The organism is Achromobacter aegrifaciens (genome assembly GCF_902859965.1).
Classification (GTDB): Bacteria; Pseudomonadota; Gammaproteobacteria; order Burkholderiales; family Burkholderiaceae_B; genus Achromobacter; species Achromobacter aegrifaciens.
This window is the reverse complement of the sequence record NZ_CADIKO010000009.1, coordinates 62,253-88,886: the sequence shown is the minus strand read 5'-3', so window position 1 is coordinate 88,886 and position 26,634 is coordinate 62,253. Positions and strand designations below refer to the sequence as shown.

General features: G+C 64.4%; 16 protein-coding genes, 1 tRNA gene and 1 riboswitch. Of the genes, 6 read left to right on the top strand and 11 right to left on the bottom strand.

The features are described from left to right. The 8 genes from HV793_RS30930 to HV793_RS30895 form a co-directional block, all read right to left on the bottom strand. Positions 1-7,041 (bottom strand): non-ribosomal peptide synthetase (locus tag HV793_RS30930; RefSeq protein ID WP_175214471.1); only part of this gene is annotated, 7,041 nt, incomplete at its 3' end. A 4-nt stretch (positions 7,042-7,045) separates the two neighbouring features. Beyond that, entirely contained in the window at positions 7,046-12,319 is a 5,274-nt protein-coding gene (locus HV793_RS30925) for a non-ribosomal peptide synthetase (RefSeq protein WP_175214470.1), read from the bottom strand. 26 nt (positions 12,320-12,345) lie between these two features. Beyond that, complete coding sequence (locus HV793_RS30920; protein WP_175214469.1) at positions 12,346-13,323, bottom strand: TauD/TfdA family dioxygenase; 978 nt, start codon at positions 13,321-13,323, stop codon at positions 12,346-12,348. Further along, positions 13,320-14,018: a 4'-phosphopantetheinyl transferase family protein gene (locus tag HV793_RS30915; RefSeq protein ID WP_175214468.1), complete on the bottom strand. Its 699-nt coding sequence runs from the start codon at positions 14,016-14,018 to the stop codon at positions 13,320-13,322. The genes HV793_RS30920 and HV793_RS30915 overlap by 4 nt, the downstream gene beginning before the upstream one ends. Next, positions 13,996-14,748, bottom strand: coding sequence for a thioesterase II family protein (locus HV793_RS30910; protein ID WP_175214467.1), 753 nt, complete (start codon positions 14,746-14,748; stop codon positions 13,996-13,998). The genes HV793_RS30915 and HV793_RS30910 overlap by 23 nt, the downstream gene beginning before the upstream one ends. Next, positions 14,748-15,002, bottom strand: coding sequence for an MbtH family protein (locus tag HV793_RS30905; RefSeq protein ID WP_119449085.1), 255 nt, complete (start codon positions 15,000-15,002; stop codon positions 14,748-14,750). Before HV793_RS30905 ends, HV793_RS30910 begins: the two co-directional genes overlap by 1 nt. 287 nt (positions 15,003-15,289) lie before the next feature. After that, the gene (locus HV793_RS30900; protein ID WP_175214466.1) at positions 15,290-15,538 is read right to left on the bottom strand and encodes a FecR/PupR family sigma factor regulator; all 249 of its coding nucleotides are present in this window, start codon (positions 15,536-15,538) and stop codon (positions 15,290-15,292) included. Positions 15,539-15,689: 151 nt separating this feature from the next. Continuing rightward, positions 15,690-16,211, bottom strand: coding sequence for a sigma-70 family RNA polymerase sigma factor (locus HV793_RS30895; RefSeq protein ID WP_119449087.1), 522 nt, complete (start codon positions 16,209-16,211; stop codon positions 15,690-15,692). Positions 16,212-16,571: 360 nt separating this feature from the next. Between HV793_RS30895 and xth the strand changes: the two genes are divergently transcribed. Both xth and HV793_RS30885 read left to right on the top strand, forming a co-directional pair. After that, the gene (xth, locus tag HV793_RS30890) at positions 16,572-17,354 is read left to right on the top strand and encodes an exodeoxyribonuclease III (RefSeq protein ID WP_175214465.1); all 783 of its coding nucleotides are present in this window, start codon (positions 16,572-16,574) and stop codon (positions 17,352-17,354) included. A gap of 66 nt (positions 17,355-17,420) precedes the next feature. Beyond that, positions 17,421-17,496: transfer RNA gene (locus tag HV793_RS30885), tRNA-Ala, on the top strand. Between the two features lie 134 nt (positions 17,497-17,630). On the opposite strand, the gene HV793_RS30880 is transcribed toward HV793_RS30885, so the two are convergent. Both HV793_RS30880 and HV793_RS30875 read right to left on the bottom strand, forming a co-directional pair. Further along, positions 17,631-18,344 (bottom strand): autoinducer binding domain-containing protein, encoded by a 714-nt coding sequence (locus HV793_RS30880; protein WP_054456550.1) that lies wholly within the window; start codon positions 18,342-18,344, stop codon positions 17,631-17,633. A 161-nt stretch (positions 18,345-18,505) separates the two neighbouring features. Further along, the gene (locus tag HV793_RS30875) at positions 18,506-19,462 is read right to left on the bottom strand and encodes a LysR substrate-binding domain-containing protein (RefSeq protein WP_119449089.1); all 957 of its coding nucleotides are present in this window, start codon (positions 19,460-19,462) and stop codon (positions 18,506-18,508) included. A 121-nt stretch (positions 19,463-19,583) separates the two neighbouring features. Between HV793_RS30875 and HV793_RS30870 the strand changes: the two genes are divergently transcribed. Genes HV793_RS30870 through HV793_RS30860 form a run of 3 tightly spaced genes read left to right on the top strand, consistent with a single transcriptional unit; the run spans position 19,584 to position 23,460 of the window. After that, positions 19,584-20,717, top strand: coding sequence for an ABC transporter substrate-binding protein (locus tag HV793_RS30870; protein WP_175162602.1), 1,134 nt, complete (start codon positions 19,584-19,586; stop codon positions 20,715-20,717). A 26-nt stretch (positions 20,718-20,743) separates the two neighbouring features. After that, positions 20,744-21,958 carry a thiolase family protein gene (locus HV793_RS30865; protein ID WP_119449091.1) on the top strand — a complete coding sequence of 405 codons (1,215 nt, stop codon included), beginning with the start codon at positions 20,744-20,746 and terminating at the stop codon, positions 21,956-21,958. After that, positions 21,955-23,460, top strand: coding sequence for an AMP-binding protein (locus HV793_RS30860; protein ID WP_175214464.1), 1,506 nt, complete (start codon positions 21,955-21,957; stop codon positions 23,458-23,460). Before HV793_RS30865 ends, HV793_RS30860 begins: the two co-directional genes overlap by 4 nt. A 47-nt stretch (positions 23,461-23,507) precedes the next feature. On the opposite strand, the gene HV793_RS30855 is transcribed toward HV793_RS30860, so the two are convergent. Continuing rightward, positions 23,508-24,959, bottom strand: coding sequence for a sodium:solute symporter family protein (locus tag HV793_RS30855; RefSeq protein ID WP_119449093.1), 1,452 nt, complete (start codon positions 24,957-24,959; stop codon positions 23,508-23,510). Positions 24,960-25,066: 107 nt separating this feature from the next. Then, positions 25,067-25,173: riboswitch (TPP riboswitch) on the bottom strand. A gap of 174 nt (positions 25,174-25,347) precedes the next feature. Here HV793_RS30855 and HV793_RS30850 point away from each other — a divergent pair. Next, positions 25,348-26,628 carry an LLM class flavin-dependent oxidoreductase gene (locus HV793_RS30850; RefSeq protein ID WP_054456544.1) on the top strand — a complete coding sequence of 427 codons (1,281 nt, stop codon included), beginning with the start codon at positions 25,348-25,350 and terminating at the stop codon, positions 26,626-26,628. The last annotated feature ends 6 nt before the right edge of the window (positions 26,629-26,634 follow it).

The window sequence follows — 26,634 nt, the reverse complement described above, 5'->3', positions numbered from 1 at the left end:
GTTGAAATCGGCATCCACAACCCGGAGTTCCCGGCCAGCCAAGGGCGTGCCGATCGGCATTTGCAGCGGGAGCGGCTTGCTTGCATTCACATAGGGCTGGCAGTCCAGCGTGGAGGCAGTGACGGTCGCCTCTGTCGGTCCATACGTGTTCAACAACCTGATGCGCTCCAGCCCGGCTGCACGCCAGGCATTGAGGCCTTCCGGCGGCATGGCCTCGCCGCCGGCATGAACCTGACGCAACGCACCATAGTCTCGGACGCCTTGCCGGGCGAAGTCCTGTACCAGCAAGAGCCAGTACGCCGTCGTGATATCCACGACACTGATCTGCTTTGCCATCAGTTCCTGATGGAACGTGGAGCTATCCCACAAAGCAGGGCCGCGCAATACCACCGCAGCCCCCTGGATCAGGGGTGGAAACAGCTGTTCGATGCAACCGTCGAAGTTCAAGGTCGCAAACTGGAGCATCCGATCCGCTTTGGTGAGACCGAAAAAATCAACCGCTACTTGGGCATGCTCGACCAAGCTGTGATGAGGGATGCCAACCCCTTTCGGCCGCCCTGTGGATCCGGAGGTATAGATCACATACGCCAGGTTCTCGCCGTGCACATCGACTCTTGGGTCGTTTCCAGATTCATCCGCCACGTCCAACGTTTCAAGCTCCAGAACCTCGAGCCCGTCCAGCGCCGGCAGCCGATCCCTCACTTCGCGCTGCGTCAGCAATAGCCGGATCTCGCTGTCCTCCATCATGTAGGCCAGCCGATCCACGGGATACCCGGGATCGAGCGGTACATACGCGCCGCCAGCCTTCAAGATCGCCAGCAGCCCCACCACCATCTCGATGGAACGCTCCACCGCGATCCCAACCCTCACGTCCGGCCCCACCCCCAGCCTGATCAGGCGGTGCGCCAGACGGTTGGCCTGAAAGTTCAATTCCGCATACGTCAGCGACTCATCGCCGAACAATAGTGCGCTCGCATGTGGATAGTCCCGTACGCGGCGCTCAATCAGCCGGTGTACCGGCTCCGCATCCGGGTACCGGTGAGCATTCACGCCCCACTCGTTCAATTGCCGACGCTCGGCCCCGCTCACCGCATCAGCTTCTCCCAGGCAACGCTGCGTCGACCCAGTGAGGAACATCAGCAAGTTCCGCATATGGCCGGCCAGAAGCGCTACCTGCTCCGCCGCGAAGCATTTTTCCTGGAAAAAATAGCCGATCGTCAGCGCATCCTCCGCAGTTACGGTCAAAGTCATCGGGTAGTTGGTCTCTTCCCAATTGCCAGCGATGGAGACACGTGGCGCCCCATTGCCTGGCTGCCGTAGCGCCCCGTCAACCGGATAGTTCTCGAACACCAGGATGCTGTCGAACAATCCCTGCCCATTGGAGCCAGCCCAACGCTGAATTTCGAAAAGCGGAGTGTGCTCGTGTTCACGTGATGCGATGTTCTGCGCCTGCAGCATGCGCAGCCAATCACCTATCCGCTGCTCCGGCCGAGGGCGCGCCACGACGGGCAGAGTGTTGATGAACACCCCCAACACCTCGTCGGCATCGGGCAACTCCGCCGGGCGACCCGACGTGGTCGCACCGAAGCACACGCCTGCCTGTCCGGTGTAGCACCGCAGCAATAGCGCCCACGCTGCCTGAACCAGCGTATTCAAGGTTATCCGCTCAGCCCGGACGAACTCCGCCATGCGCGCCGTCTCCGCGGCATCGAACACCTGAATGTGTTCCTGGTGGCCCTGCCCGTCTGCGGACGGTTTGGGCTCGGAGCCGATCCTCGTCGGCCCATCGAAGTCTGCCAATAGTGTCCGCCAGTGCATTTCCGCAGCCGCGCCGTCCCTGGCTAGCAACCAGGCGATGTAGTCCCGGTAGCGTCCTCGCGAAGGAAGCGGGCTTTTCCCGGAATAGCGGGTGAGGATTTCGGCCAGCAGTCGCGCAGTGCTCCAACCGTCCAGCAACAGATGGTGACGCGTCCAGATTAGGTGATATCGACCCGCGCCGCACTGAACCAGCACCAACCGCAACAACGGCGGCGTGGCCAGGTCGAAGCCCCGCTCATGCTCGGCCTGGGCCAATGCGTCGAGCGCAGCGTCGAGGTCGACTCGGTCACGCCAGTCGTATTCGACAAGTGGCAATTCAACCGATCGAGCTACCCATTGAAGCGAGGCTTCGCCCTGCATGAAGCCCGTGCGCAACACTTCATGTCGATCGAGCGTCGTCTTCCATGCCGCCTTGAAGCGGGCAGCATCAAGATCTTCCAGATCCAGCCGGAGCTGATTGACGTACACCGTCCCTTCCGGCTCGAGAATGCTGTGAAACAACATCCCGGCCTGCATCGGCGACAGTGGATAGAGGTCAGCCACGCGATCCCATGGCAGCCGCAATCCGTCGAGTCGATCCTGGCTGATCCCGGCCAGCGGGAAGTCAGACGGCGTCACACCCTGCGCGCCGTTCAGGCAGTGCTCGATCAAGTTTTCCAGTTCATCCAGGAACCGTCGGGATAGGTCCCTTATCGTGGCCTCGTCATGGACCGCCGTGCTAAAGGTCCAGCGCACGCGCAACTCGCCGCGGTGCACCTCCGCGTCGATGCTCAGCCACGTCCGGCGCCGGCTGCCGGGAGCACGCTCCTGTCCCGCGCTCTCGCGAGCCAGCCGCCATATCGTGTCAACACCGAAGCTCTGATCGATCCGACCGAGATAGTTGAACGTGACCTGAGGATAGGCGCCATCGGCAAGCACACGCCCCTCGTCTCCAAGGTAGCGCAGCACGCCGTAGCCGATCCCCTTGTTCGGCACCTGCCGCAACTGCTCCTTGATTGCTTTCAGGCTGCCGCCAGGGCTCCCATCCGCTTCCCGGCTCGTATCTCCCGGCGCCAGACGTACCGGATACAGCGTGGTGAACCAGCCCGCGGTTCGGCTCAGGTCCACGCCATCGAAAAGTTGCTCCTCCCGACCATGGCCCTCGAGTTCGACCAAGACATGTTCGCGCCCATCCCAGGCGCACAAGGTGCGCGCCAGGGCTGTCAGCAGGACGTCGTCGATGCGCGTGCGGTAGGCTTGCGGCACATCGGCCAGGAGCAGCTCCGTGCGCGCCTCACCCAGCGAGGTAATGAGCGTGCGCGCGTCGGCCACCGTGTTGCTGCCGTCCGCGACACCGGGCAGCGGCTGTTCCGCTCCCCCAACGACGCTCTCCCAATAGGTCAGTTCGTCGCGCAGCTTGGCGCTATCGGCATAGCGTGCCAGCGCTGTGGACCAATCCCGCAATGACGTGGTCACAGGGGGAAGATCCGGCGTACGTCCCTCTCGAATCTGCCCGCACACGGCCTGAAGGTCATCAAGAATCACACGCCACGAAACACCGTCGACGACGAGGTGATGGGCGACCAGCAGCAAGCGGCCGGCACGCCCGCCGCCCAGATTCATCCACACCGCTTTAAATGGCCGTTGCAGGCTCAGACTGCGCTGAGCGCGATCGGCAGCATTCTCGATGGCCACAGCGATATCGCCCTCTGCGGCGAGATCGATCTCCTCGAAGACTGGATGCCCTGGCGGCAAACTGCACAGCGACCAGCGGTGGTCGGCGCCACGTTCGAAAGTCAGACGCAAAGCCTCGTGATGCACGACGAGGGCTTCGACAGCCCGCCGCACCTGTGCCGGTTCAATCACCTCGGTAGCGCTGAGGAGCAGCGACTGGTTCCAGTGGTAAACGTCCTCGAACTTCTGTTCAAAAAACCAAGCCTGCACGGGTATCGGCGCAAACCGCATGCCTGCCTCGGACGACGCCGCGGCCGCTGCGGCGGTCGCCATCGGCGCAGCTTCCTGGGTAGCGACCGCCGCGACTGCGGCGACGGTCTGACGCTCCATCAGTTCTTTTGGCGTGAAGCGCAGTCCCTGCTTGCGAGCCCGCGCGATGATTTGAAGGGTGAGGATCGAGTCACCGCCAAGTTCGAAAAAATTGTCATGCCGGCCGACCTGATCTACTCGAAGTACTTGCTTCCATACGTCGGCCAGCGCCTGTTCCACTTCGCCTTGGGGCGCCTCGTAACGCCCCGCCGCGCGCTCCTCGGGCAGCGGCAACGCCTTGCGGTCGACCTTGCCGTTAGCCGTCAGCGGCAAGACGTCCAGTTGCATGATCGCGCTGGGCATCATGTAATCTGGCAGCTTTCGAGCGAGCCTTTCTCTCAAGTCCTCCGCCGCGAGCTTCTCCCCAGTCTGGGGCACGACATATGCGTGGATTTGAGTTTGTCGATCCTCGTCCTCGCGGATGATGACTTCGGCCGCCATGACGCCGGTCATTCCGAGCAACGCCTGGGCAATCTCCCGCAGCTCCACCCGATAGCCGCGCACTTTCACCTGGTCGTCCGCCCGGCCCAGGTATTCGAGATTGCCGTCCTCCAGCATCCTCACCCGGTCTCCCGTGCGATAGAGGCGCTCGCCTGTCTTGGATGGACTAGCGACGAAGCGTTCGGCTGTTTGTGCGGCACGCCCCTGGTAGCCGCGCGCCACGCCCGGACCGCCCACATACAATTCGCCGGCCACCCCGAACGGCACCGGATTGAGGTTCACATCCAGTACGCAGGCATAGCCATTGGCTAGCGGTTTCCCGACGGGCAAGGTGCTGGCCGTGCGCAGCGCCACACGCGCTTCCTGCGTAAGAATACCCACCGTGGTCTCGGTCGGACCGTAGTGATTGAGTACCTGGCACCCCGGTTTCAAGTCCGCGACCTGCTTCAGCAGCGACCACCGTGTCGTCTCGCCTCCAACCACCAGCCGACTCGTCGGCAGCACTTCTTCCGGCGTACCCGCATTCAGGAGAGCCTGAAGGTGGCTGGGCGCGATCTTTAGTACATCTACCTGATGTCTGCTCATGTACTCGGCGAAGGCATCCGGATCGAAGGCGCGTTCCGTGGAGATCAAATGCAATTCCCGTCCGGAGCACAGGGCGCCGAACAGCACCGTGTGCCCCAAGTCGGCCGCGACGGTCGAAACCATCGCCATGCTGCGCGCGCTTTCGGGAAGATCGAGGCGCTCCAGCAAGGCCTGCACATAGTTGGCCAATGCGCCGTGACTGATCACCACCCCCTTCGGATTCCCGGTGGAACCGGATGTGTAGATGACGTAGGCGGCCTGCGAGGGATGTATCGACGGCACAACTCGAACAGGATTCTGTTCCGGTGCGAAAGCAAGTTCAAGCGAAAAAACGGGAATATCCGGCTGCCAGGCCGGTCTTCCGCTGCTCAGCAACAGCGCGGCACCGCTATCCCGCAACTGGAAGGCCAACCGATCTGGCGGCAAGGAGGGATCGAGAGGGACATAGGCGCCGCCCGCCTTCAACACGGCCAATAAACCAACAACGAACCGGCACGATCGTTCCGCGTATACGCCCACGCGGACGTCGCAACCGACCCCTCGTGCGATCAGCGTCTGCGCCAGACGGCCGGACTGTCGGTCCAGTTCGGCGTAAGTCAAGCACTGATCTTCGTCTCTTACCGCAAACTTCGCCGAACCCGCCTCGGCGGCCAGTTTCCACATCCGGACCACACTTGGCGCGCCGAATTCGCGTTGCGCGCCCGCGGCGTCGGAAACGGGAAGCGGCAAGGAAAGATCCGCCACCATCCTGTGTGGAAAGTCGACTGCCTGCGCCGCGAAGCTCTCCAGGGTGGCGGCGAACGCATGAACGATTGCCTCGTCAAACAGCGCTTCCGAATAGATCAAGTCGCAACGTATGCCGTCATCGCGATCAGTAAAATCCAGACTCAAGTCAAAATGAGCCTGGCCACTGGATACGGGAACGAACTCCACCTCCAGATCGCCCGCGATTCTGATTTCCGGGACATGCTCCTGCTGAGTACATTTGACCTGGAAAAACGGATGTACCCCGGCGTCCCGTTCCGGTCGAAGCGCATCGACCAGCAGGTCGAAGGGCAAATCCTGATGGGCGTGTGCATCCAGCACTGTCTCACGAACCCGACCGAGAATATCTACAAAGCTGCTCGCCGGATCCACCCGGGTGCGCATGACCAGCAAGTTGAGAAAGTAGCCGACCAGCCCCTGTGTTTCGGCCTTCCTGCGGTTGGCGACCGGGGCGCCGACACGTACATCCTGCGCACCGCTGAAACGATGGAGCGTCAGTTTCAACAACGCCAGCATCACCATATACAGCGAGGCTCGGTGAGACCGTGCCAGAACGCGAATGCGCTCGCTCAATTCACGCGGCAGCTGGAACTCGTAGTGATTTTCCTTTGATTCGATAACGCCGCCTCTCGGTCGCAACATAGGCAACTCGATGGGCGGATGCTCGATACCCAGCCGCGACCGCCAGTACTCCAACTGGCGGTCGCGCTCGCCGGCATCGAACCAATTCCGCTGCCAGACGGCATAGTCGGCAAACTGCACTGGCAGAGCATCCAGCTCTTGCGAGTGTGCGCCGCAAGCATTTCGATACAGAATCAGGAGTTCGTCCAGCAGTATTCGCACGGACGCGCCATCCCCCGCTATGTGGTGCAATACGATGCCCAGCACATGCTCATCTTCGCTGACCTCCCATAACGTGGCCCGCACCGGCGGTTCGGCATCGAGCTTGAATGGCTGACGAACCAGAGCCTGTTGCTGTGAATTCAGCGTCCGCACGCGCCTGTCTTCAGGCTCCGCGCGGAGATCCGCCACATTCACCTGAACGGCTTCCGACGGCAGAATCACCTGGGCGGGTTCACCGTCGATGCCGACACGAAAGATTGTGCGCAGAGTTTCATGTCGTCGCGCCAGATCTCGCATCGCGGCAAGCATTGCATCCTTGGCCAACGCGCCCCTGAAGCGCAGGAACCCCGGCATGTTGTAGGCTGGGCTGGACGGATCAAGCTGCCAGGTCAACCAAAGGCCTCTCTGCGCATAAGAGATCGGCGGCGCCTCGCTACGATTCACCGGAACAATGGGCAAATCGACGTAACTCAGACCCGCTTCTCCAAGTTTCGTCAGAAATCCCCGCCGCGCTTCCGGGGACAGCGCCATAAAGCGGCGGGCTAGGCTTTTTTCGTCCAGTTCCATCGTTTCAGACCTCGAATTCGCTCATCAGGTTGTGCATCAGCGCAAGTCGGTCCTGACGCGAGCCTGCGTCGGGCATCCGTTCCTCAGAAAGGCGCAACGCAAAGTCGCGCAGGGTCGGCGCTTCGAAGAACATGCGCACCGGGACGTCGCATGCATAGCGATTCGCCAGAACCGCCGCCATCCGGACCGCAATGAGCGAATGCCCGCCCAATTCGAAGAAGTTGTCATTACGGTCAACACGCTCGACGCCCAGCGCCTCGGTCCAGAGCTGTGCCAACACGGTCTCCACCTCACCCACAGGCATCTCGAACATCGGGAGGGTCGGCGTTTCGGGTTCCGGCAGCGCGCGGCGATCCACCTTGCCGTTGGCGTTGAGGGGCAAGGATTCCATTGAAATGATCACGCCAGGCACCATGTAATCCGGCAGCGCCCGGGCAAGCCGAGCGCGCAGTTCGCGCACATCAAGCATCTTTTCGGTCGCCAGGGACACGTAAGCGACCAATCGGGCGCCCTTGTCCACTACTACCGCCTCGCGAATCTCAGGCTGGGCCAGCAACCGGGCCTCCACCTCCCCCAGCTCGATCCGCAAGCCGCGGATCTTCACCTGATGGTCCGTCCGGCCCAGGAACTCCAGCTGCCCCTCCCCATTCCACCGCGCCAGGTCTCCCGTGCGGTACAGCCGGCCGCCCGCCTCGTCGAACGGGTCCGCCACATAACGCTCCGAACTCAAACCCGGTCGACTCAGATAGCCACGGCCCAGTAGATCGCCACCGATGTACAACTCGCCTTCCACCCCTTGCGGAACCAGATTCAGCGATGCATCCAATACGTAGGACCTGGTTTGGGCGATCGGCCGCCCAATCGGCACCCGGCTTTGACCGTCGTCCCGGCACGTCCACTGCGTCACGTGGATGGTCGTCTCGGTCGGGCCGTAAAGATTCTGCAGGCTCACCCCCCTAAGCCGGCGCAGTGCCTCGCCTTGAATGGCCGCGGAAATGGCCTCGCCGCCGCACATCACGTACCGCAGCCGCGTCTGCGTCTCGATGCCTTCATGCGCCAGAAAGGCCTGCAGCATCGCCGGCACGAAGTTCAGCGTCGTGATCTGATGCCGACGGATCAGTGCCGTGATCCGCTCGGGATCACGGTGATCGCCCGGCGCGGCCAGCACCAGCCGTATCCCGGCCGTCAGCGGCCAGAAGATCTCCCAGACAGATACATCGAACCCAAACGGCGCCTTGTGCAGCACAGCATCCTCGGAGGTCAGGCCATAGGTCTGCTGCATCCAATTCATGCAGATCGCCAGCGACCGGTGGCGGATAGCCGCTCCCTTGGGCCTGCCCGTGGAACCCGAGGTATAGATCACGTACGCCAGGTTCTCTCCGTGTACGACCACGCCGGGATCGTCTTCCCGCTCGCCGTCGAGATCCAGCGCATCGACCTCCAGCAACCGCAGCCTCTTGTCCACGCAGAGCCGGCCCCGGACCCGGCTCTGCATAAGCAGCAGCTCGATGCCGCTGTCCTCCACCATGTACGCCAGCCGCTCGCCGGGAAGTTCCGGTTCCAGCGGCACGTAGGCTCCCCCCGCCTTCAGGATCGCCAGCAACCCCGTCACCATCTCGATGGAACGTTCCATGGCAATGCCGACTCTCGTCTCCGGCTTGACCCCGAGGCCGATCAGCCGGTGCGCCAGGCGGTTGGAGCGGCGGTTGAGCTCCTCGTAGCTCACGCTCTCCTCGCCGAACCATAGCGCCACGGCCCGCGGACGGGCCCCCGCCTGTTGCTCGATCTGCCGGTGCACCGGCTCCATCTTGGAAGGCCGGAGCGGATTCTCGCCCCAGGCCCTCAGCTTGTTCCTCTCCGCGCCGCTCAACAACTCGACTTCGCCCACCGCCTGGCGTGGCGCGCCGGCCAGCGCCTCGAGCATCGCAACATAGTGCCCACCCAGCCGTGCCATGGTCGCAGCATCAAACAGCTCAGCCGCATAACGGAAGTTCACGACCAAGCGCCCGTCAACATCTTCCACCGTGTCTACGGCCAGCTCGAACTGCGCATGCTCATTACCCGCGGGCTCTTCAGACACTCGGCAGCCCAGCCGCTGTTGAAGTAGCGAGTAGTCTCGCCGCAAATGGTTGAACATCACGTCGAAAAGCGGCGCGGCGCCTGCACTGCGCACTGGCCGCAGCGCCTCGACGACCTGGTCGACCGGCGCCTCTTGATTTGCCTGCGCGCCCAGCACGCGCTCCCGGACCTGAGCCAGCACCTGCTCCAGGCTCTGACGAGTCTCGATACTGCTCTTCAGTACCAACGTATTGACGAAAATGCCCACCACGCCCTGCAGTTCCGCTCGCGGGCGGTTGGCGACAGGCACACCGACGCGGACGTCCCGTTGCCCGGTATGGCGGTACAGCAACGCCTGCAAGGCGGCCAACAACACCATGAACAAGGTCGCGCCGTGGGCTTCGGCCTGGCGACGCAGGGCAGCCAGCAGCTCAACCGGGAGTTCGAAGTTATGCAATCCCGCCCGGTATTGAGCAACCGGCAGACGGGGATGATCGACAGGCAGCGCCAGGCTGGGCTGTGGCTCGCCCGGGGGCATGCCTAGCTGCTCCACCCAATACGCCAACTGGCGCTCCTGAGCATCCCGCACGGCGGCGTCGCGCTGCCAACTGGCATAGTCAGCATATTGGATTGGGCAGGCAGGCGGCGCCTCGTCGGCCGCGGGCCCTGCCGCATACAGCGCAGCCAGGTCGTCAACCAAGACCTGCATCGAAGCGCCATCGGCAATGATGTGGTGCATTGCCAGCGTCAGGATATGGCTCTGATCGTCGAGTCGTATCAGCGCCGCCCGCGCCAAGGGGCCGACCGTCAGATCGAAGGGCGGCGCCAGAAATGCGCGCAGCGATTTCCCAGCCTGCGCATCACGCTCGGCGCGCGCCACGGTGCGCAGGTCAACTACCTGGAGTTCCAGGCCGCCCCCAGGGAGGACCATCTGCTCCACCTCGCCATCCGGCCGCGCGCGGAACAGGGTGCGCAGCGCCTCGTGACGCGTGGTCAAACCAGCTACGGCCGCACGCAAGACCTCGACATCCAGCGCGCCCGCGATACGCAGCGCGCCCTGAACATGATATGCGGTGCTGTGCGGATCCAGCCGCCACAGGAACCACTGCCGCTGCTGGGCGGGCGACAAAGGCAGGGGCTTGGAGCGCCGTTCCGCAGACAGCACGGGGATGCAGGCCAAACGCGTGCGCGATCCGACTCGCAGGCAGGTCTTCAAGGCCAAAGCCTGCTCGCTCAGCCTCGGCGATTCGAACACCTGGCGTACCGGGAAGTCTGTCTCCCAGATTTGAGAGATGCGTGCAGCCAACTGTATCGCGGCCAGGGAATTCCCGCCCAGCGTGAAGAAGTGCGCTTCACTGCCGTACCGCCGTGCCTCTTCGTGTCCAAGAACCTCGCGCCAAACGTTCGCCAACGCCTGGATCTGATCCTCTGCGTGGGCATTTATGCCATCCACAGCCGCCGCGCCAATGTTCACGCCCGCCACGAAACGCCCGCTCTCGTACAGCGCGTAGGCATCGAGCGTGCGCTCGGCCCATCCTTTGCGGCAAGCGGCGCGCTGCAGCTTGCCGCTGGAAGTCTTGGGTAACGCTCCGGGCTGCAGCAACACAACCACTCTCGGCGCCTCTCCGCATTGCTCGCTCACGGCCGCGCCCAGGGCATCGACCAGCGCCTGCGGCGGCACGAGCTTTTGCAGACCACGCGACACCTCGGCCGCGACGCCTATACCTTCCTGTCCGTCGAGTTCCACCGCGAAGGCCGCCACCCGGCCTTTGCGTACGGCCTCGACCTGCTCTTCCACCACGCGTTCGATGTCCTGCGGGTACAGATTGTGCCCGCGCACGATGATCATGTCCTTGAGCCGGCCAGCAACAAAGAGCTGACCATCCTGCAAAAAGCCCAGGTCACCAGTGCGCAACCAGCGGCGTCCGTCGCACTCGACGAAAGTCTCGGCACTTTCGCGTGGCTTGTTCCAATAGCCCGCTGCGATGCTGGGCCCGCCAGCCCAGATTTCGCCGATGACACCCTCAGGCGCGGCCGCGCCGGACACCGGATCGGAAATCCGCAATTCATGCTCCGACGCCACGCCGCCGCATCCGACCAGCACGGCGCCATCGACTCGCGCTATCGCCTGCCGCATTGCAAGCGCTTCGCAGTCATAGCGGCCCACCGCCATGCCGCTCCCCCTGCGCCCGCCGGTGACGAACAACGTCGCCTCGGCCAGGCCATAGCAGGGGTAAACGGCGCCGGCGCTGAATCCCACCGACGCGAACCGTTCGACAAACGCTTCCATCGTGTCGTGCCGCACAGGCTCGGCGCCGGTGTAGGCCACGCGCCAGCTCGACAGATCCAGGCCCTCCGCGCGGCCTTCCTTGATTCGATCCAGGCACAAGCGGTAGGCAAAATCCGGACCGCCGCTAATCGTTATCCGATGACGCGAGATCGTCTCGAGCCATCGCACCGGGCGCTCCAGGAAGAAGCGCGGCGATGACAGCACGCAGGGGATGCCGCTGTAGAAGGGCTGCAACAGTCCGCCGATCAGGCCCATGTCATGGAACAAGGGCGACCACACGCCGAACTTGTCCTCGGGACCGATCGAAAGCCCTACGCGGATGGCACGCTCATTGGCCATCAGGTTGGCGTGCGTGACCATCACGCCCTTGGGCGCGGAGGTGGATCCGGAGGTGTACTGCAGAAAGGCGACGTCCGCGCCGTCCGGCCGCTGCGGGTGCCAGAGGCTCGCAGCCGCCAGGTCGACCTCGTCCACGGCCACGATATCCAGCATGCCGAACTGGCGCGCCGCCTCCTCGACCAGTGCGCATAGCGCGCCGGAGGTCAGCACACCCCGCGCCTGGGCGTCCTCGGCTATACCTCTAAGCCGCGCCAGATGTTGCGGACGCGCGGATTCGGGGGGGAATGCCGGCACCGCAATCACGCCGGCATGGAAGCAGGCAAACATGCTGACCGCATAGTGCTCATCGTTGTCGAGCAGGATCAGCGCGCGGTCGCCCTTGCGATAGCGCACTTGCAAAACCGCAGCAAGCGCCAACACACGCTGGGCGAACGCGCCATAGGTCAAGGCGGTCTCGACGAGCTCGCCTTCCCGATCCGCGACCACTGTCAGCGCGATGTCCTCGGGACGGTCGGCAGCGAGTAGGCGCAGGCCGTCGACAAAATTCTCGGGGTGTAAAAAACTCTCTTGCGGCATGGCCAGCTTCGTCATGAGGATTCCCTTGTTCGGCGAGGCGTTCAGAACTTGCCCAGATTGCCGTGCGGTTCGGCCATGGCCACCACCACCTTGCGCAGTCCCTTGAAGGGCGAGCGCGCGTGGGCGACCAGCATGTTGTCCAGCATCGTGACGTCGCCCTGCTCCCACTTGAAGGAAACGGTCTCGGCGTCCAGCACGGCCCGCACTTCGTCGAGCACTGCGTCCGGCATCTGCGAGCCGTCCGCGAAAAGGGTGTTGCGCGGCAGGTTGTCCACGCCCAACAGCTCAACCAGAGAGTCGCGCACCTCGGGATGCAGGTTGGAAACATGGAATAGATGGGCCTGGTTGAACCAGACCACCTCGCCAGTCACTGGATGCGTCTCGATGGCCTGGCACCGCTGGGTCGTGCGCAGATCTCCATCGGACTTCCATTCCCAGTGGATGCCGTTGTTGCGGCAGAAGGCTTCGACCTCGCCGCGGTTCTCTGTGTTGAACACCGCCTGCCAGGGCACATCGAAGTCGCCATAGTTGCGCACATAGATGACGCCGGGCGCGAAGCGGTCGCGGATCGCAGCGGGCATGCGCCGGTAGATCGCACGGCTGTCGGCGATCGGCGTCTCGCCGCCCTCCAGCGCGGGCATCACGCAATGAAACCAGGCTTTCATCGGCCACTGGCGCGTGTAGGCCTGTTCGTTGTGCAGTGGAATGGACTGGTGGGCCGGATACTCGGTCGCGGTGTAGACCCCGCCGCCCACGGCCGTTCGCGGCGTGGAGCCGAACTCGTAGCTCAACAGCGGATGCCCGAAGCGGGCGGCGAACTCCCGGAAGCCCTCCACGGAAGGTACGTCGAAGCCGCGCAGCAATACCCCGCCGACGGTCGCCACCTTAGCCTCGATCTCGGCGCGCAAGCGCGGCAAGGCATCCAGCAAGGGCTCGCCCGCGCGGGCGGGCGTAATCAGTGCAGGCAGATCGGATCCAGGCGGAGCCCGGCGTTCAAATCGAGTCACCAGATCATTCATCGCAATCCTCCCTTGGCGTCGGGCTGCCAGGCCAAGGCGGCGGCATAGCCGGACGGAGCGCCGAGACGCAGAACATCCACGCACGGCCCTTGCAGATCCACACGACGCAACACATAGCGGCTACCCTCACCCGGATCGGGCGCCAGTACCGACAAGCGCTGCAAGTGCTCCGACACGCCCAGGCCCAGAGCTTTCAGCACGGCTTCCTTGGCGGTCCAGCAATCGAAAAAATCGAGCCGCCGCGCTGCGGGCAGCTCACATTCCTGCATCGACAACACCAACCGGGACAGGCCCGCGAAATCGCAATTCGGATCGCGGCGTTCGATATCGACACCGACCGGAACGCTGTCCGATAAGGCAATCAAGGCGTAGTCTCCGGCATGGGAAACGTTGAAGTACGGAGCGGGATCGGCGGAGCACGCTACGTCCAGACGCGGCTTGCCATGCTTGTTGGCCGCGAACCTCAGGCGTTCCGGGCGGCAATCCAGGCGCGCGCCCAGCAGTCTGCGCAATGCCGCCCGCGCGCTGACGAAGCGGACCTTGTCGCCGTGCCGATGGAAGCGCTGCGCGCGCGCGGTCTCTTCACTGCTGAGCAAAGCCAGGTCGCTTTCCGCCACGGGTGCGGCCAGATCGACCGCAAGCTGGAACACCTGGATGCCCGCCGGCAGCGGATCAGGCAGTTGCCGCGGCTGCATGGCCTGCTCCGGAACATTGGCGAGCCAACTCGCGCGTAATGGCCGCCAGCACTTGCTGCTCGTGCTGGCGGATGAAGAAATGTCCGCCATCGAACCAGTCGAGCGTGTAGTCATGACGGGTCTCACGTCGCCAGGCCTCGATACGCTCCGCGTCGATGTCGTCCAGTCTTCCGGCAAAGGCATGCACCGGCACCGGTAGCGGCTCGGACAGGCGATAGCGGAAGCTTCCGCAAACGCGGTAGTCGGCAGCCAGCGCATCCAGGGTCAGGCGCAGCAATTCGACGCTGTCGAATACGGCTTGCGGCGTGCCACCCTGTTTGCGCAGATCCGCCATCAAGGCGGCGTCATTGTCCAGGTCGGCAAAGCGATCCGGATCCCGGCGCGACGGCGCCGGGCTGGCCGACACGAATACAGCCTGGGGCAGAGGCAGGGCCAGCGCATGCCGACGCTGAGCCACGGCATGGGCCAGCAAGGCTCCCATGCTGTGGCCAAACAATGCATAGCGGCCTTGCATCGCCGCGGCGTGTTCATCGCAGATCCGCTCGACGAGTTGCGCAAAATCTTCGACGTACGGCTCGTCCAGCCGAATTCCGCGCCCGGGCAGCTCCACCGGAACGATGCCGATCCATGCCGGCAAGTGGCGGCGCCACCGCAGATACATGGTTGCGCTCGCGCCCGCGCAGGGCAAGACGAGCAGATTGATGGATGGCGTATGCGTGGCGCTGGACATCAGGCCGCCGTGGCGCTGGATTGAACCGCGACCGCGGATTGTTCGTCCATCCATCGGCGCAGCGACAGAGGCCGCATGTCGGTCCAGGTCTTCTCGACATAGTCGAGAACGGCTTTCTTGTCTCCCTTGACGCCGTCGACGGCGCGCCAGCCGCCGGGTACGGCCTTCCAGTGAGGCCAGATCGAATACTGTTCTTCGTGATTGACGAGAACGATGAAAGTCTCGTCCTCGCGGTCAAAACAACTGGTCGACATGGGCTGCCTCGCGCATTGAAGGAGGTGACCCTCGCTGCGCCGGCCCAATGCCGACTTGCGGGTCACCGCAAGCAAAGACGAGTCAGCTGTTCGGTTTGTTTACCCGCGACGTCCTCCCGGAGCGGACAAGAGCGAACTTCTCTACACACGTTGGTTGCGCGCGGACACATGCAAACGCATCCTTGCGGATGCCACGCTGATCGAGTTTGCTGCGCGGCAGGAGATGCAAGCCGCGCATGGCGGCATGGCGTCAATGGAGGCAGACGTGGCGAGAACAGGCCTGAAAACTAGGCCTTGCCGCCGAGGTCCTCGGCGCCCGGAACATCGATATCGTTCGCGGAAGGAACCAGACCCGCCATCAACCACAGGCGGCCAGCCTTGTCGTAGGCCTGGCGATGTGCCGCATCGGCGGCGAGCCATTGCACCAGCTCGGCTTCGTCGGTTGCATCGAAACTATCGTGCTCGTGCTGGCGCAGCACCCAGGACCAGGCAACATCCCAGACCGGGTCTTGCTTCGAATTGATGTCATCGCCCATAGGCTACCTTGGGGGCTAAAAGGCTGGTTGGCGCTATGGTAAAGGAAAAGGTTATCCACGATAACCTCTCTGAGGGACGACACGCTGTCCAAACCGCATGCCTGCGCCCACCTGGCCCAAGGGGCAACTGCGCAGCCTGATGCCTGCGGGCTCAGGCCTCCAGCAAATCGCGGCAGCTGGCGACGGCTTCGGTGGCATCCCGGAGCATGAAGTTCACAAGCGTGGCTGAGCAGCCCATTTGCCGCGCAACCTCCCGCTGCGTCAAACCACCGAGCCTGTAGAGTTCGAAGGCGCGCCGCGTCCTGGGCGGCAAGGTGCCCAGGATCTGGTCAATGGCGTCGATCACCTGCCGCTCCTGGAAGCGCCGGTCCGGCACGCAGCCGCCGGCGACCTGCGGCAATTCCCCGTCGTCGGTATAGATGCGATACGTAGATTCGACGGCCTGACGGCGGCAGTGGTCCAACGCCAGATTGCGGACCACTTGGCAACAATAGCTATAAGGTTTGCTGACATCGCGCGCGCATGCCCCTTCCATGAGTTTCAGGTAGGCGTCTTGCGTGACTTCGTCCGCGATCTCCGGTGTGCCCACGATTCTTTGCGCGATGCGACGAAGCTGCGCCCGATGCGCAATGAATATGTCTCCAAGCCCCACTCCCTGCGTACCCATGGACATTGAAGCGCCTCCGCGCAAAGATTTATGGTGACTTGTAATAATTCAATATATTGCGAACAATTATCATTAATGAAAAATCGAATGTCTATCGCCGCGCCCTCGTTTTCGCCCTAACCTGGCGCTTTTTACAGGGCTTCAAATCTGCTCCAGATTGCTTGCGGCACGAAGCCTCGAAAGCCTCTACGTCAACTTCAGAATGGACAGCCCGCCGGCTCGAGCGGCGCGGCCACGGTATCATCTGCGTCTGTCCCCGGCGACCGCCGACCACCCCCCGGATGTATGGCCAGATGATTAACTGGAACCGGGACCGTGGCAGGCGACGCCGCCGCAAGCCGCATGAATGAACGGTCTACAAAAACCATGAAATTAGCCACCTGGAACGTGAACTCCCTGAATGTGCGCCTGCCGCAGGTGCTGGACTGGCTGGCAGCCAATCCCGTCGACGTGCTGTGTATCCAGGAACTCAAGCTCACGGACGACAAGTTCCCCGAGGCCGCCTTCACCGAAGCCGGCTACCACGCCGTCTGGGCGGGCCAGAAAACCTATAACGGCGTCGCCATCATTTCGCGCGTGCCCGGCACGTCGATGGTGCGCAACATTCCCGGGTATGAAGATCCGCAGCAGCGCGTCCTGGCGCTGACTTTCCCCAGCCCTGAAGGCGATGTGCGCGTGGTCTGCGCCTACTGCCCCAATGGCCAGTCGGTGGGTTCGGACAAGTACGCCTACAAGCTGAACTGGTTCGAAGCCATGCGAGCCTGGCTGGCCGACGAGATCAAGCAGTATCCGCGGCTGGCCGTGCTGGGCGACTACAACGTCGCGCCGGCCGACGAAGACGTGCACAACCCCGAAAAATGGGAAGGTCAGGTGCTGGTGTCCGAGCCGGAGCGCAAGGCTTTCGGCGCCCTGCTCGACCTGGGACTGGCGGATTCCTTCCGCCTTTTCGAGCAACCGGAGAAATCCTTCAGCTGGTGGGACTACCGCCAGTTCGCGTTCCGCCGCAATGCCGGCCTGCGCATCGATCATGTCCTTCTGTCCGCGCCGCTGGTCAAGCGCTGCACCGCCTGCGTCATCGACAAGGAGCCGCGCCGCAACGAACAACCGTCCGATCACGCCCCGGTCGTTGCGACCTTGGCATTCGCCTGATTTTTTGTTCGGCGGCATATTGCGCAGGCCAAGAACATTCCTGTATAGTCTTGGTCTTGCTTCATTGGGGCGGTAGCTCAGCTGGGAGAGCGTCGCGTTCGCAATGCGAAGGTCGGGAGTTCGATCCTCCTCCGCTCCACCAAAATTCCCGCCAAGACAGGGCACTACATTTAACGATGTAGTGCCCTGTCTTGCTTTATGCGCCGGGTTCCGGCATCTGCCGAATCTCGATCCCGCAACGTGCGGAAATCGACTGGCTGCCAAGGCGCCGCCCACTTATCGTAGAAGTCCGAGCAACGCGGCGCGAGCGACGGCTGCAGTCCGATTCCGGGCGCCGAGCTTGGAAATGGCGTTTTTCGTATGGAATCTGACCGTCGACTCGGCAATCGCCAGTATTTCGGACACGTCGCTGCTGGTCTTGCCGTCCGCCGCCCATTTTAGAATTTCGGTCTCGCGACGCGTCAGCGGAGTATCTGGCGTTAATTTAAATCGCGGCAGCAAGACCCTGCTGAGCGCCAGGTGCGCAACGGTCACCAGCCATCGCATGCGCAATTCCTTGCTGAGCAGTTCCTCATCGGAGAGTTGCTCCTTCTGCCTGGCCAGCGTCAGCATTCCGCCGGTTCCGTACGCGTCCAGGTTCGACTGGGCCCATCCCACACAAAGCCCGGCTGCCTGCGCCTCGTCCCAAAGCTCTGGCGTTTCGGCAAATACCCTCTCCGACCAGACGATAGGCAGCGCAGACTGGCTGCAGTGTTTTACGGTAGGGTCGACTTCCACGTAACGCGCCTGTGCGTAGCGCTCCTGCCACACAGTCGGATAATTGCTGATCATGACGACCTGAGGGTTGGTAAACGGCAAGGCCGTCCCCACTGCATACCCGCAATAAGTAAACCCCAAATCCAATGCAGCGGCTGCCACCTTCGTGAAAACAGCTTGCTCAGTGGTTGCGCTATTAGTCGCCAATAGAAGGTCTTGTGCCCACGGCTTCATTCTGAATTCCGTCCCCGTGCATTTGCATCGCAATCATTTGAAAATCGCACGGCTGAAATCAAGAAAAGGCCGCTGTCGCAATATAGTTAAACTCCTGAAATATTTCAAAATATAAACAAATATGATTACTTGTTTATATTTTATTTATTGACTGCCGGCATTCAAACGCTTGCGTCGGCGCGCACCGTCGTCGCAGCGACTCGCAGCGCATCCAGGAACAACGATGCCGCAGCCGCGGCGCGCGCATCTCGCCGCGTCATGATGCCCACGGGATGCAGCCGCGCCTGCAAGGCCAGCGGCAGGATGGCCAGTTGCCCGTTTGCCGCCAGAGAGCGCGCCACACGCAGCGGGATGGCCGACAGCAGCGAGGTCCGCTGCAACAACGAGACGATGGTCAGAATGGCGCTGGATTCGATGGCTACCTGCGGAAAGCCCGCGCCGCGCGCCGAGACGGCGGCGGCGACCATGCTGTAGAGCGCGGCGTTGCGCGACGGCAGCACCCAGCGGCAGTTGTCCAGCGCGGCGCCGCTCAGGCGGCTGCGCGAGGCCAGCGGATGGGCGGGGCCGCAGACGACTGCGGTAGCCTCGTCGTAAAGGATCTCGCATTGCAGATCCGCGTCCGCACCCTCCACCCCCAGCCGTCCCACGACGCAGTCCAGCTCGCCCGCACGCAAGGCGGGCAGCAACTGCTTTTCCAGGCCCTCGGACAGCTCTATGCGCAGAGCTGGATGGCTTTCTTGCAGGCCTTGCACCGCAAGCGGCACCAGCAGGTGCGCGACCACCGGAAAAATGCCTGCCCGGACTTTGCCGGTCGCGCCGTTGGCGGCCGCCGCGAGTTCGGCGTGCGTGGCGTCCAGCTCATTCAGCAGCAGACGCGCGCGATCGATCATCAGCAGGCCCAGCGCGGTCGGCGCGACGCCGTGATGCGAACGCTCGAACAAGGGCTGCCCTGCCAGCGCCTCGGCCTCGCCCAGGAGCTTGCTCAGCGCGGGCTGGCTAAGGTGCATGGCTTCGGCTGCCCGGTGCAGATTTCCGACCCGTCCCAGCTCGTGCAACAAGACCAGGTGGCGGATGCGCAGGCGCGATCGCAGCTGCTGCAGAGTGGGGATGTCCGGCATGGAATGCGGTCGGTGAGTTGGTTATCGATTGATAAGGAACCGCAATTATCCAGTTATCGCCGACACGCCCATACTGGGGGCATCCCGCTAGTCGGGCGATATTCAAAAAAGGGGAATAGCCATGTTTCATCGTCTTGCCGCGCTGGCGCTGGCCTGCGCCCTGGCGCCTGCCGCCGCGTCCGCCGACATCCGCATTGGCGTGATCGCCAGCAGCACCGGACCCGGAGCCTCCATGGGTTCGCTGTACCGCAGCACCGTGCCGCTCCTGCCCAAGACGCTGGGCGGCCAGCCGGTGGAATACATCGCGCTGGACGATGCGACCGATCCGTCGTCCGCGGTGAGGACCGCCCGCAAGCTGATCACCGAAAACAAGGTGGACGCCATCATCGGCCCGAGCAACGTGCCAACCTCGATGGCGGTCACGGAAGTCGCCCGCGAAGCCCGCACGCCGCAACTCTCGCTGGCGCCCATCGCGGTCAGCCCGGACCGCGCCGAATGGATCTTCGTGGTGGCCCACGGCATAGACCTCATGGTGGACTCGCTGACCGCCGACATGGTCAAGCGCGGCGTGAAGAGCGTGGCCTACATCGGGTTTTCGGACGCCTGGGGCGACGCTGTCTACCGCGCCTTGCAGGAATCGGCCGCCAAGCGCGGCATCAAGGTGCTCAGCAACGAACGCTATGCGCGCACCGACAACTCGGTCACGGCGCAGGTGCTGAAGATCGTCGCCCTCAATCCGGGCGCGGTGCTGGTAGGTGGCTCGGGCACGCCGGGCGCCCTGCCCCATCTGTCGTTGCGCGAACGCGGCTATCAGGGCGTTCAGTACAACACGCATGGTGTGATCAACAAGGATTTCCTGAAGCTCGGCGGCAAGGGAGTCGATGGCGTGATCGTGCCCAGCGGGCCCGTGCAGGTGGTGGAACAGCTGCCCGCGGACAGCCCGATCAAGCCGGTCGCCACGCGTTACGCCCAGCAGTATGAATCGACCTACGGCGCCGACTCTCGCAACGCCTTCGCGCCATATACCTACGACGCCTATCTGCTGCTGGACGCGGCCGTGGCCAAGATTCCGGCGGGCACCCAGCCTGGCACCCCGGCCTTCCGCCAGGCGCTGCGCGACGCCCTGGAAAGCCTGCAGGGCACCGTCGGCACACAGGGCATCTACATGATGTCGCCCACCAACCACAACGGCCTGGACGAGCGCGGCGTCGTGCTGATGCAGGCCCGTTCGGGCGCCTGGCAGTTCCTGCCGTAAGCCGCCCATTTGCAGCAGGAGTCCGCATGACCGGCGTACACATTCCTTATGGCGCGTATTGGAGCACGCCTTTCTCGCGCTGGCAGGGCAGCCTGTCGCGCCTGCACAGCCTGCGTTTCGCGGCCTGGACCGCGAGCCGCGAACTGGAACGCCGCGGCATCGCGCCCGCGGCGCTGCAGAGCGCGGTGCTGGGCTGCTCGGTGCCGCAGCAGGGCTCGTTCTACGGTTTGCCCTGGGTGGCCGGCATGCTCGGCGCGCCCCATCTGGCGGGGCCGGTGGTTTCGCAGGCTTGCGCCACCTCGGCGCGGGGCCTGGCCACGGCCGCGGCCGAACTCATGCTCGGCAACGCCGAGACCTCGCTGGTCCTCATGGCCGACCGCGTGTCCAACGGACCGCAGCTCTACCATCCCGATCCCGCCGGCCCGGGTGGCTCCGGCGCGCATGAAAACTGGGTGCTGGACAATTTTTCCCACGATCCCTGGAGCGGCCTGTCCATGCTGCAGACCGGGGAGCGCGTGGCCGAGCGCCACGGCATTTCCACGGACGAGCAGAATGCGGTCACGCTGCGCCGTTACGAGCAATATGCGCAGGCCTGCGCCGACGGCCGCCGGTTCCAGCAGCGCTACATGACGCTGCCCTTCCAGGTGCCCGACGCGCGCTACGCCAAGACCGCATCGGTGCTGGAAGGCGATGAAGGCATCCACGCGACGACGGCGGAGGGTCTGGCGCGGCTGACGCCCGTGCTGCCCGGCGGCACCATCACCTATGGCGGGCAGACGCATCCGGCCGACGGCAACGCCGGCATGATTCTGGCAACCGCCGAACGTGCGCGTGAGTTGTCGCAACGTCCTGAAATCGGCATCGAGATACTGGGCTTCGGCCAGTCGCGCACCGAAAAGGGCTACATGCCGCAGGCGCCCATCGAAGCCGCCGGCCATGCGCTGCAACGCGCCGGCCTGGCCGCGGCCGACCTGCATGCGGTGAAGACGCACAATCCCTTCGTGGTCTCCGACATCGCGCTGGCGCGCGCCACGGGGTTAGACGTCATGGCCATGAACAACTATGGCTGCTCGCTGGTGTGGGGCCATCCCCAAAGCCCGACCGGCCTGCGGTCCGTCATCGAGCTTATCGAGGAACTGGCCGAGCGCGGCGGCGGACTGGGGCTCTTCACGGGCTGCGCGGCCGGCGACAGTGCAATGGCAGTGGTCCTGCGCGTGGACGCTGGCGGAGCTGCACGATGAGCCAATCCAGCCTCGAAGGCGTCCTGCGCATTCCCGCGCTGCTGGCCCGCGCGGTGCGCGACTGGCCCGAACGCACGGCCTTGGTCTGCGGCGCGCGGCGCGTCGATTACCGGCGCTACGCCGCCGAAGTCTGGGCGACGGCCCGCCGTCTGCAAGCATGTACGGTGTCCGGCGCGCGGATCGCAACCCTGCTGGGCAATTCGGACCTGGCCTGTGTGGTGACGCTGGCGTTGCAGTGCTCCGGTAACCAGCATGTGCCGCTCAATCCGCTCTATACGGCGCGCGAACTGGAATTCATCCTGCGCGACGCGCAGCCCGCGCTGCTGATTGCCGATGCCGCGTCCATCTCCGTTGCGGCGCCGCTGGCTGCGGCGCTGGGCATCCGCTTGGTCGCGGAAGACGAAGCCCGTGCGTGGCTGGAGCCTGGCATGGACGATGCGCCGCTGGACGATGCCGAGGCCCAGGCGCCCGCCCTGCTGCAATACACCGGCGGCACGACCGGACATCCCAAGGGCGTGATCCTCGGACGCGACGCCATCGCCACCAATGTGTGGCAGCGGGAACTGGCGCTGCCCACCCGCTACGGCGCCGACAGCGTGCTTTGCGCCATGCCGCTATTCCATTCCTATGGCATGGCCATGGGCCTGTTCCTGGCCGCCAGCGCGGCGGCCACGCTGGTGGTGCTGCCGCGCTACCGGCCCGACGACGTCTGCGACGCGGTGGAGCGCGAGCGTATCACGCTGTTTCCGGGCAGCCCCACGATCTATACCGGCCTGCTGTCGCATCCGCGCTTTGGCGGCACCGACTGGTCCAGCGTGCGGGCCTGCTATTCCGGTTCCGCGCCGCTGGCCGAAGAGGTGCACCGGCGCTGGGAAGCTGCGGTAGGCGCGCCGATCTACGAAGGCTATGGCCAGACCGAGGCCGGCCCCATCCTGACTTACAACGGCCCGGCCGGAACCCGCCATGGCTCGGTTGGCACGCCCGTCGCGCGCACCGAGGTGCAGGTGGTCGACCTGGAAACAGGCTCGGTCGTGCTGGCGCCCGGCCAGCGCGGCGAAATCCGCGCGCGGGGGCCGCAGATCATGCAAGGCTATCTGGCCAGGCCCGACGCTACCGCTGAAACCCTGCGCGACGGCTGGCTGTACACGGGCGACATCGGCGAGTTCGCGGAGGACGGATTCCTGTACATCCGGGACCGCAAGAAGGATCTGGTGATTTCCGGCGGCTACAACGTCTACCCGCGCGAGGTCGACGAAGTGCTATACCTGCATCCCGACGTGGCCGAAGCCGCGGCGGTGGGCTGGCCCGACAGCTACCGCGGCGAGGTCATCCGCGCCTTCGTCGTCCTGCGGCCGGGCGCGGCAATCGACGAAGCCGGGCTGATCGCGCACTGCCAATCGAATCTGGCGCGCTACAAGGTGCCGGCGGTCATCTGCATACTCGACGCCCTGCCCTACACGGGCGCCAACAAGGTGGACAAGAAGGCGCTGCGCGCGCCATGAACGCAGCGCGGCGCTCGCTGAAAAGCGCCGCGCTGCAAAGCGGGCGCCTAGACGGGATCCCGATCCAGCCGGCGCACCGCCGCGCTCAGCGTCGAAAAATCGAACTCCTTGCGGCCGCGCAACAGGCAGCGCATCAGCACGGTCGTCACCACCGGCACCACCGCCGCCAGCAGGAAGGACTCCAGCAGGAACGAGGGCTTGTCGCCCGGCGCCGGGAAGTAGAACAGGCCGGCCGCCAAGCCGGAGATGGTGGCGACGGTGGCGGTGAGGCCGTCGTGCTTGCGGCTGAACAATCCGTAGAAGACCGGGAAGGCGGCTGCGGAGCACAGCAGGTCGGCCAGCAGGAACAGGTACAGCACGCTGTAGCCTTGCGAGGCCACGATCATGACCGGAATGGCCATCAACAGCACCAGCCAGCGCGCCAGCCGCTTCATGGTCATGGAGCTGGCGTTGGGCATCAGGCGGCGCATGTCGACCGCGATGATGCTGGAGACGGCGCTGATCGCCGTGTCGGCGGTGCTCATGACCAGCGACAGCCCCAATGGAATCAGCGCGATCACGAACCATGCGGGGGCATGCGGCATGATGACGCTGAAGAGCGCGATGGAGCTGTCTCCCTGCGGCGCCAGGCCGACGAAGGCCAGGCCGAACAATCCCATGAGGAAGATGAAGGGCGCGACCAGCAGGCCGCCCAGCAGGAAACCGTTGCGCATGGAGCGCGCGTCGCGGGCGGCATAGATGCGCTGCCAGTTGCCTTGGTGGAATATCCCGGTCAGCAGGATGGCGACGAAGAAGGTCAGCCCCGCCTTGATGCCCACCGGATCGGTCAGGTCCAGCAACTGCGGCGCCTTGGCCTGTAGCGCTTCGATGGTGGGCATGGCCCCGCCCGCGGCTTGCCAGCCGACCAGGCACAGGATCACCAGCAGGGGCACGATCACCATCATCTGCACCTGGTCCGTGAAGATGGACGAGCGCAGGCCGCCGTAGGTGGTGTAGAGCAAGGTGGTGCCCATCACGATGGCGGCGGTGGCCCATAGCGGCACGGGGGCCAGCATGGTGACCAGCTTGGCGATCGCCGTGACTTCGGCCGACAGCGCAATGAAGAGATAGAACAGCATGATGAACAGCGCCAGGCCGTACATGGGCCGGCCGTAGCGCGCCATCAGGAATTCCGTCAGGGTGTGGCCGTGGGGGATCAGTTCGCGCATGCGCCGTCCCAGCGGAATCATGACCAGGCGCGGCGACATCGATCCCAGCGCGTAGCCGATGACCGCAGCCAGGCCGCCCCAGGTCGCCGCCTGCGCCGGCGAGAACAGGATCCAGGCGCCCAGGGTCGAGGCCATCAGCGTCAGGATGGTGCCGAAGGCGCCCTGGCTGTTGCGGGCGACGATGTAGTCTTCCAGCGTGCCGCGCTTGCGGCGGGTGTACAGCACGCTGGCCACGGCAAAGCCGCCCGAAAACAGCAGCAGCCACATCAGGGCGGTTGATTGGGTCAACATGGGTATCGGTCCTCCCGCTGCCGGCGGACAGCCGGACGCGCAACGCGGCGGCCCCGCCACGCTGGTGCGCAGGCCGCAAGATGAATGAAAGTCTAGGGAGGGCGCGCGGACTGCGCGATGTCCTTCCCTTCGCCGGCATTACCCGGATCAGGTTCAAAGGGTTACCGCGATGCCGCGGAATCTCAGCCCTTGCAGGGCTCCCCCAGGAATTGCCGCAAGATTAGGAGAGCGGCACGGCAATGTCAACGCGCCAGGCACGGACGACCGCCCACGGCTTTTGTGCTAAGTTCGCCCGCGTGCGGCGGCAGTTTTCCTGTCCGCCGCCGCAATCGTAGAGCCTGACCATGCCTATCGCGCCTTTTACCGCCCCTGCCCGGGCCGGATCGCCATGCTGCATCTGAACCTGTTCATCTTCGGCTGCGGCCACCATCGCGCCGCCTGGCGCCATCCGGATTCGGCCGCCGAGCGGCTGGGCGACATCGCCTATTACGAGGAACTGGCGCGCACCGCCGAACGCGGCAAGCTGGACGCCATTTTCTTTGCCGACGGACAATCGGTCGACAACATCGGCGACGGCCCGCGCTGGCACCTGGAACCGCTGACCGCCATGGCCGCGATTGCGCGCGCCACCTCCCGCATCGGCCTGATCAGCACGGTCTCCAGCACCTTCTTCACGCCCTTTCACGCAGCCCGCATGGTGGCCTCGCTGGACCATATTTCGGGCGGTCGCATGGGCTGGAACGTGGTCACGTCCATGTTCGACGCCGAAGCGCGCAACCACGGCTACGAGTCCATGCCGGGGCACGACTGGCGCTATGCGCGCGCCGAGGAGTTCGTCGACGTCGCATTGAAGCTGTTTGACTCTTGGGACGCGGATGCCCTGGCCATCGATCGCGCCGGCGACTATGGCGTGCCTGCGCGCGTACACAAGATCGGCCATCATGGCGAGCATTTCCTGGTCGATGGCCCCCTGACGGTGCCGCGTCCCCCGCAAGGCCGCCCGGTGTTGTTCCAGGCCGGCGCCTCGGACCAGGGCCGCGATCTGGCCGCGCGGCGCGCCGAAGCGATCTACGCCGTCGCCTACGACCTGCCCGCGGCGCAGGCCTACTACCGCGACATCAAGCGGCGCGTGCTGGCCGCCGGACGCCCGGATTTCGTGCCCATCATGCCGGGTCTGGTCACCTACGTGGGCTCGACCGAGGCCGAAGCCCGGGCCAAGCAGCGCGAACTGGACACGCTGCTGCCCAGCGACGCATCGCTGCGCCAGCTGGGCATGTTCGTGCTGCAGGATTGCTCCGCCTGGGAATTGGACGCGCCCGTCCCCACCCTGCCGCCCCTGGCCGAATTCACCGGCCCCAAGGGCCGCTACGCCACCATCCTGCGCATCATCGAAACCGAAAAGCCCACCGTGCGCCAGTTGCTCGGAAGGTTGGCGGCCGGCGGCGGCCACTGCACCATGGTGGGCACGCCCGAACAGATCGCCGACAGGATGGAACACTGGTACCGCAACGAAGGCGCCGACGGCTTCAATCTGATGCCGCCTTCCCTGCCCGGAGGCATCGACGATTTCGTCGAACAAGTGATTCCGGTGTTGCAACGCCGGGGTTTGTTCCGCACCGAGTACCAGCACCGCACGCTGCGCGGGCACCTGGGGCTGGAATCCCGATAGGCCGGC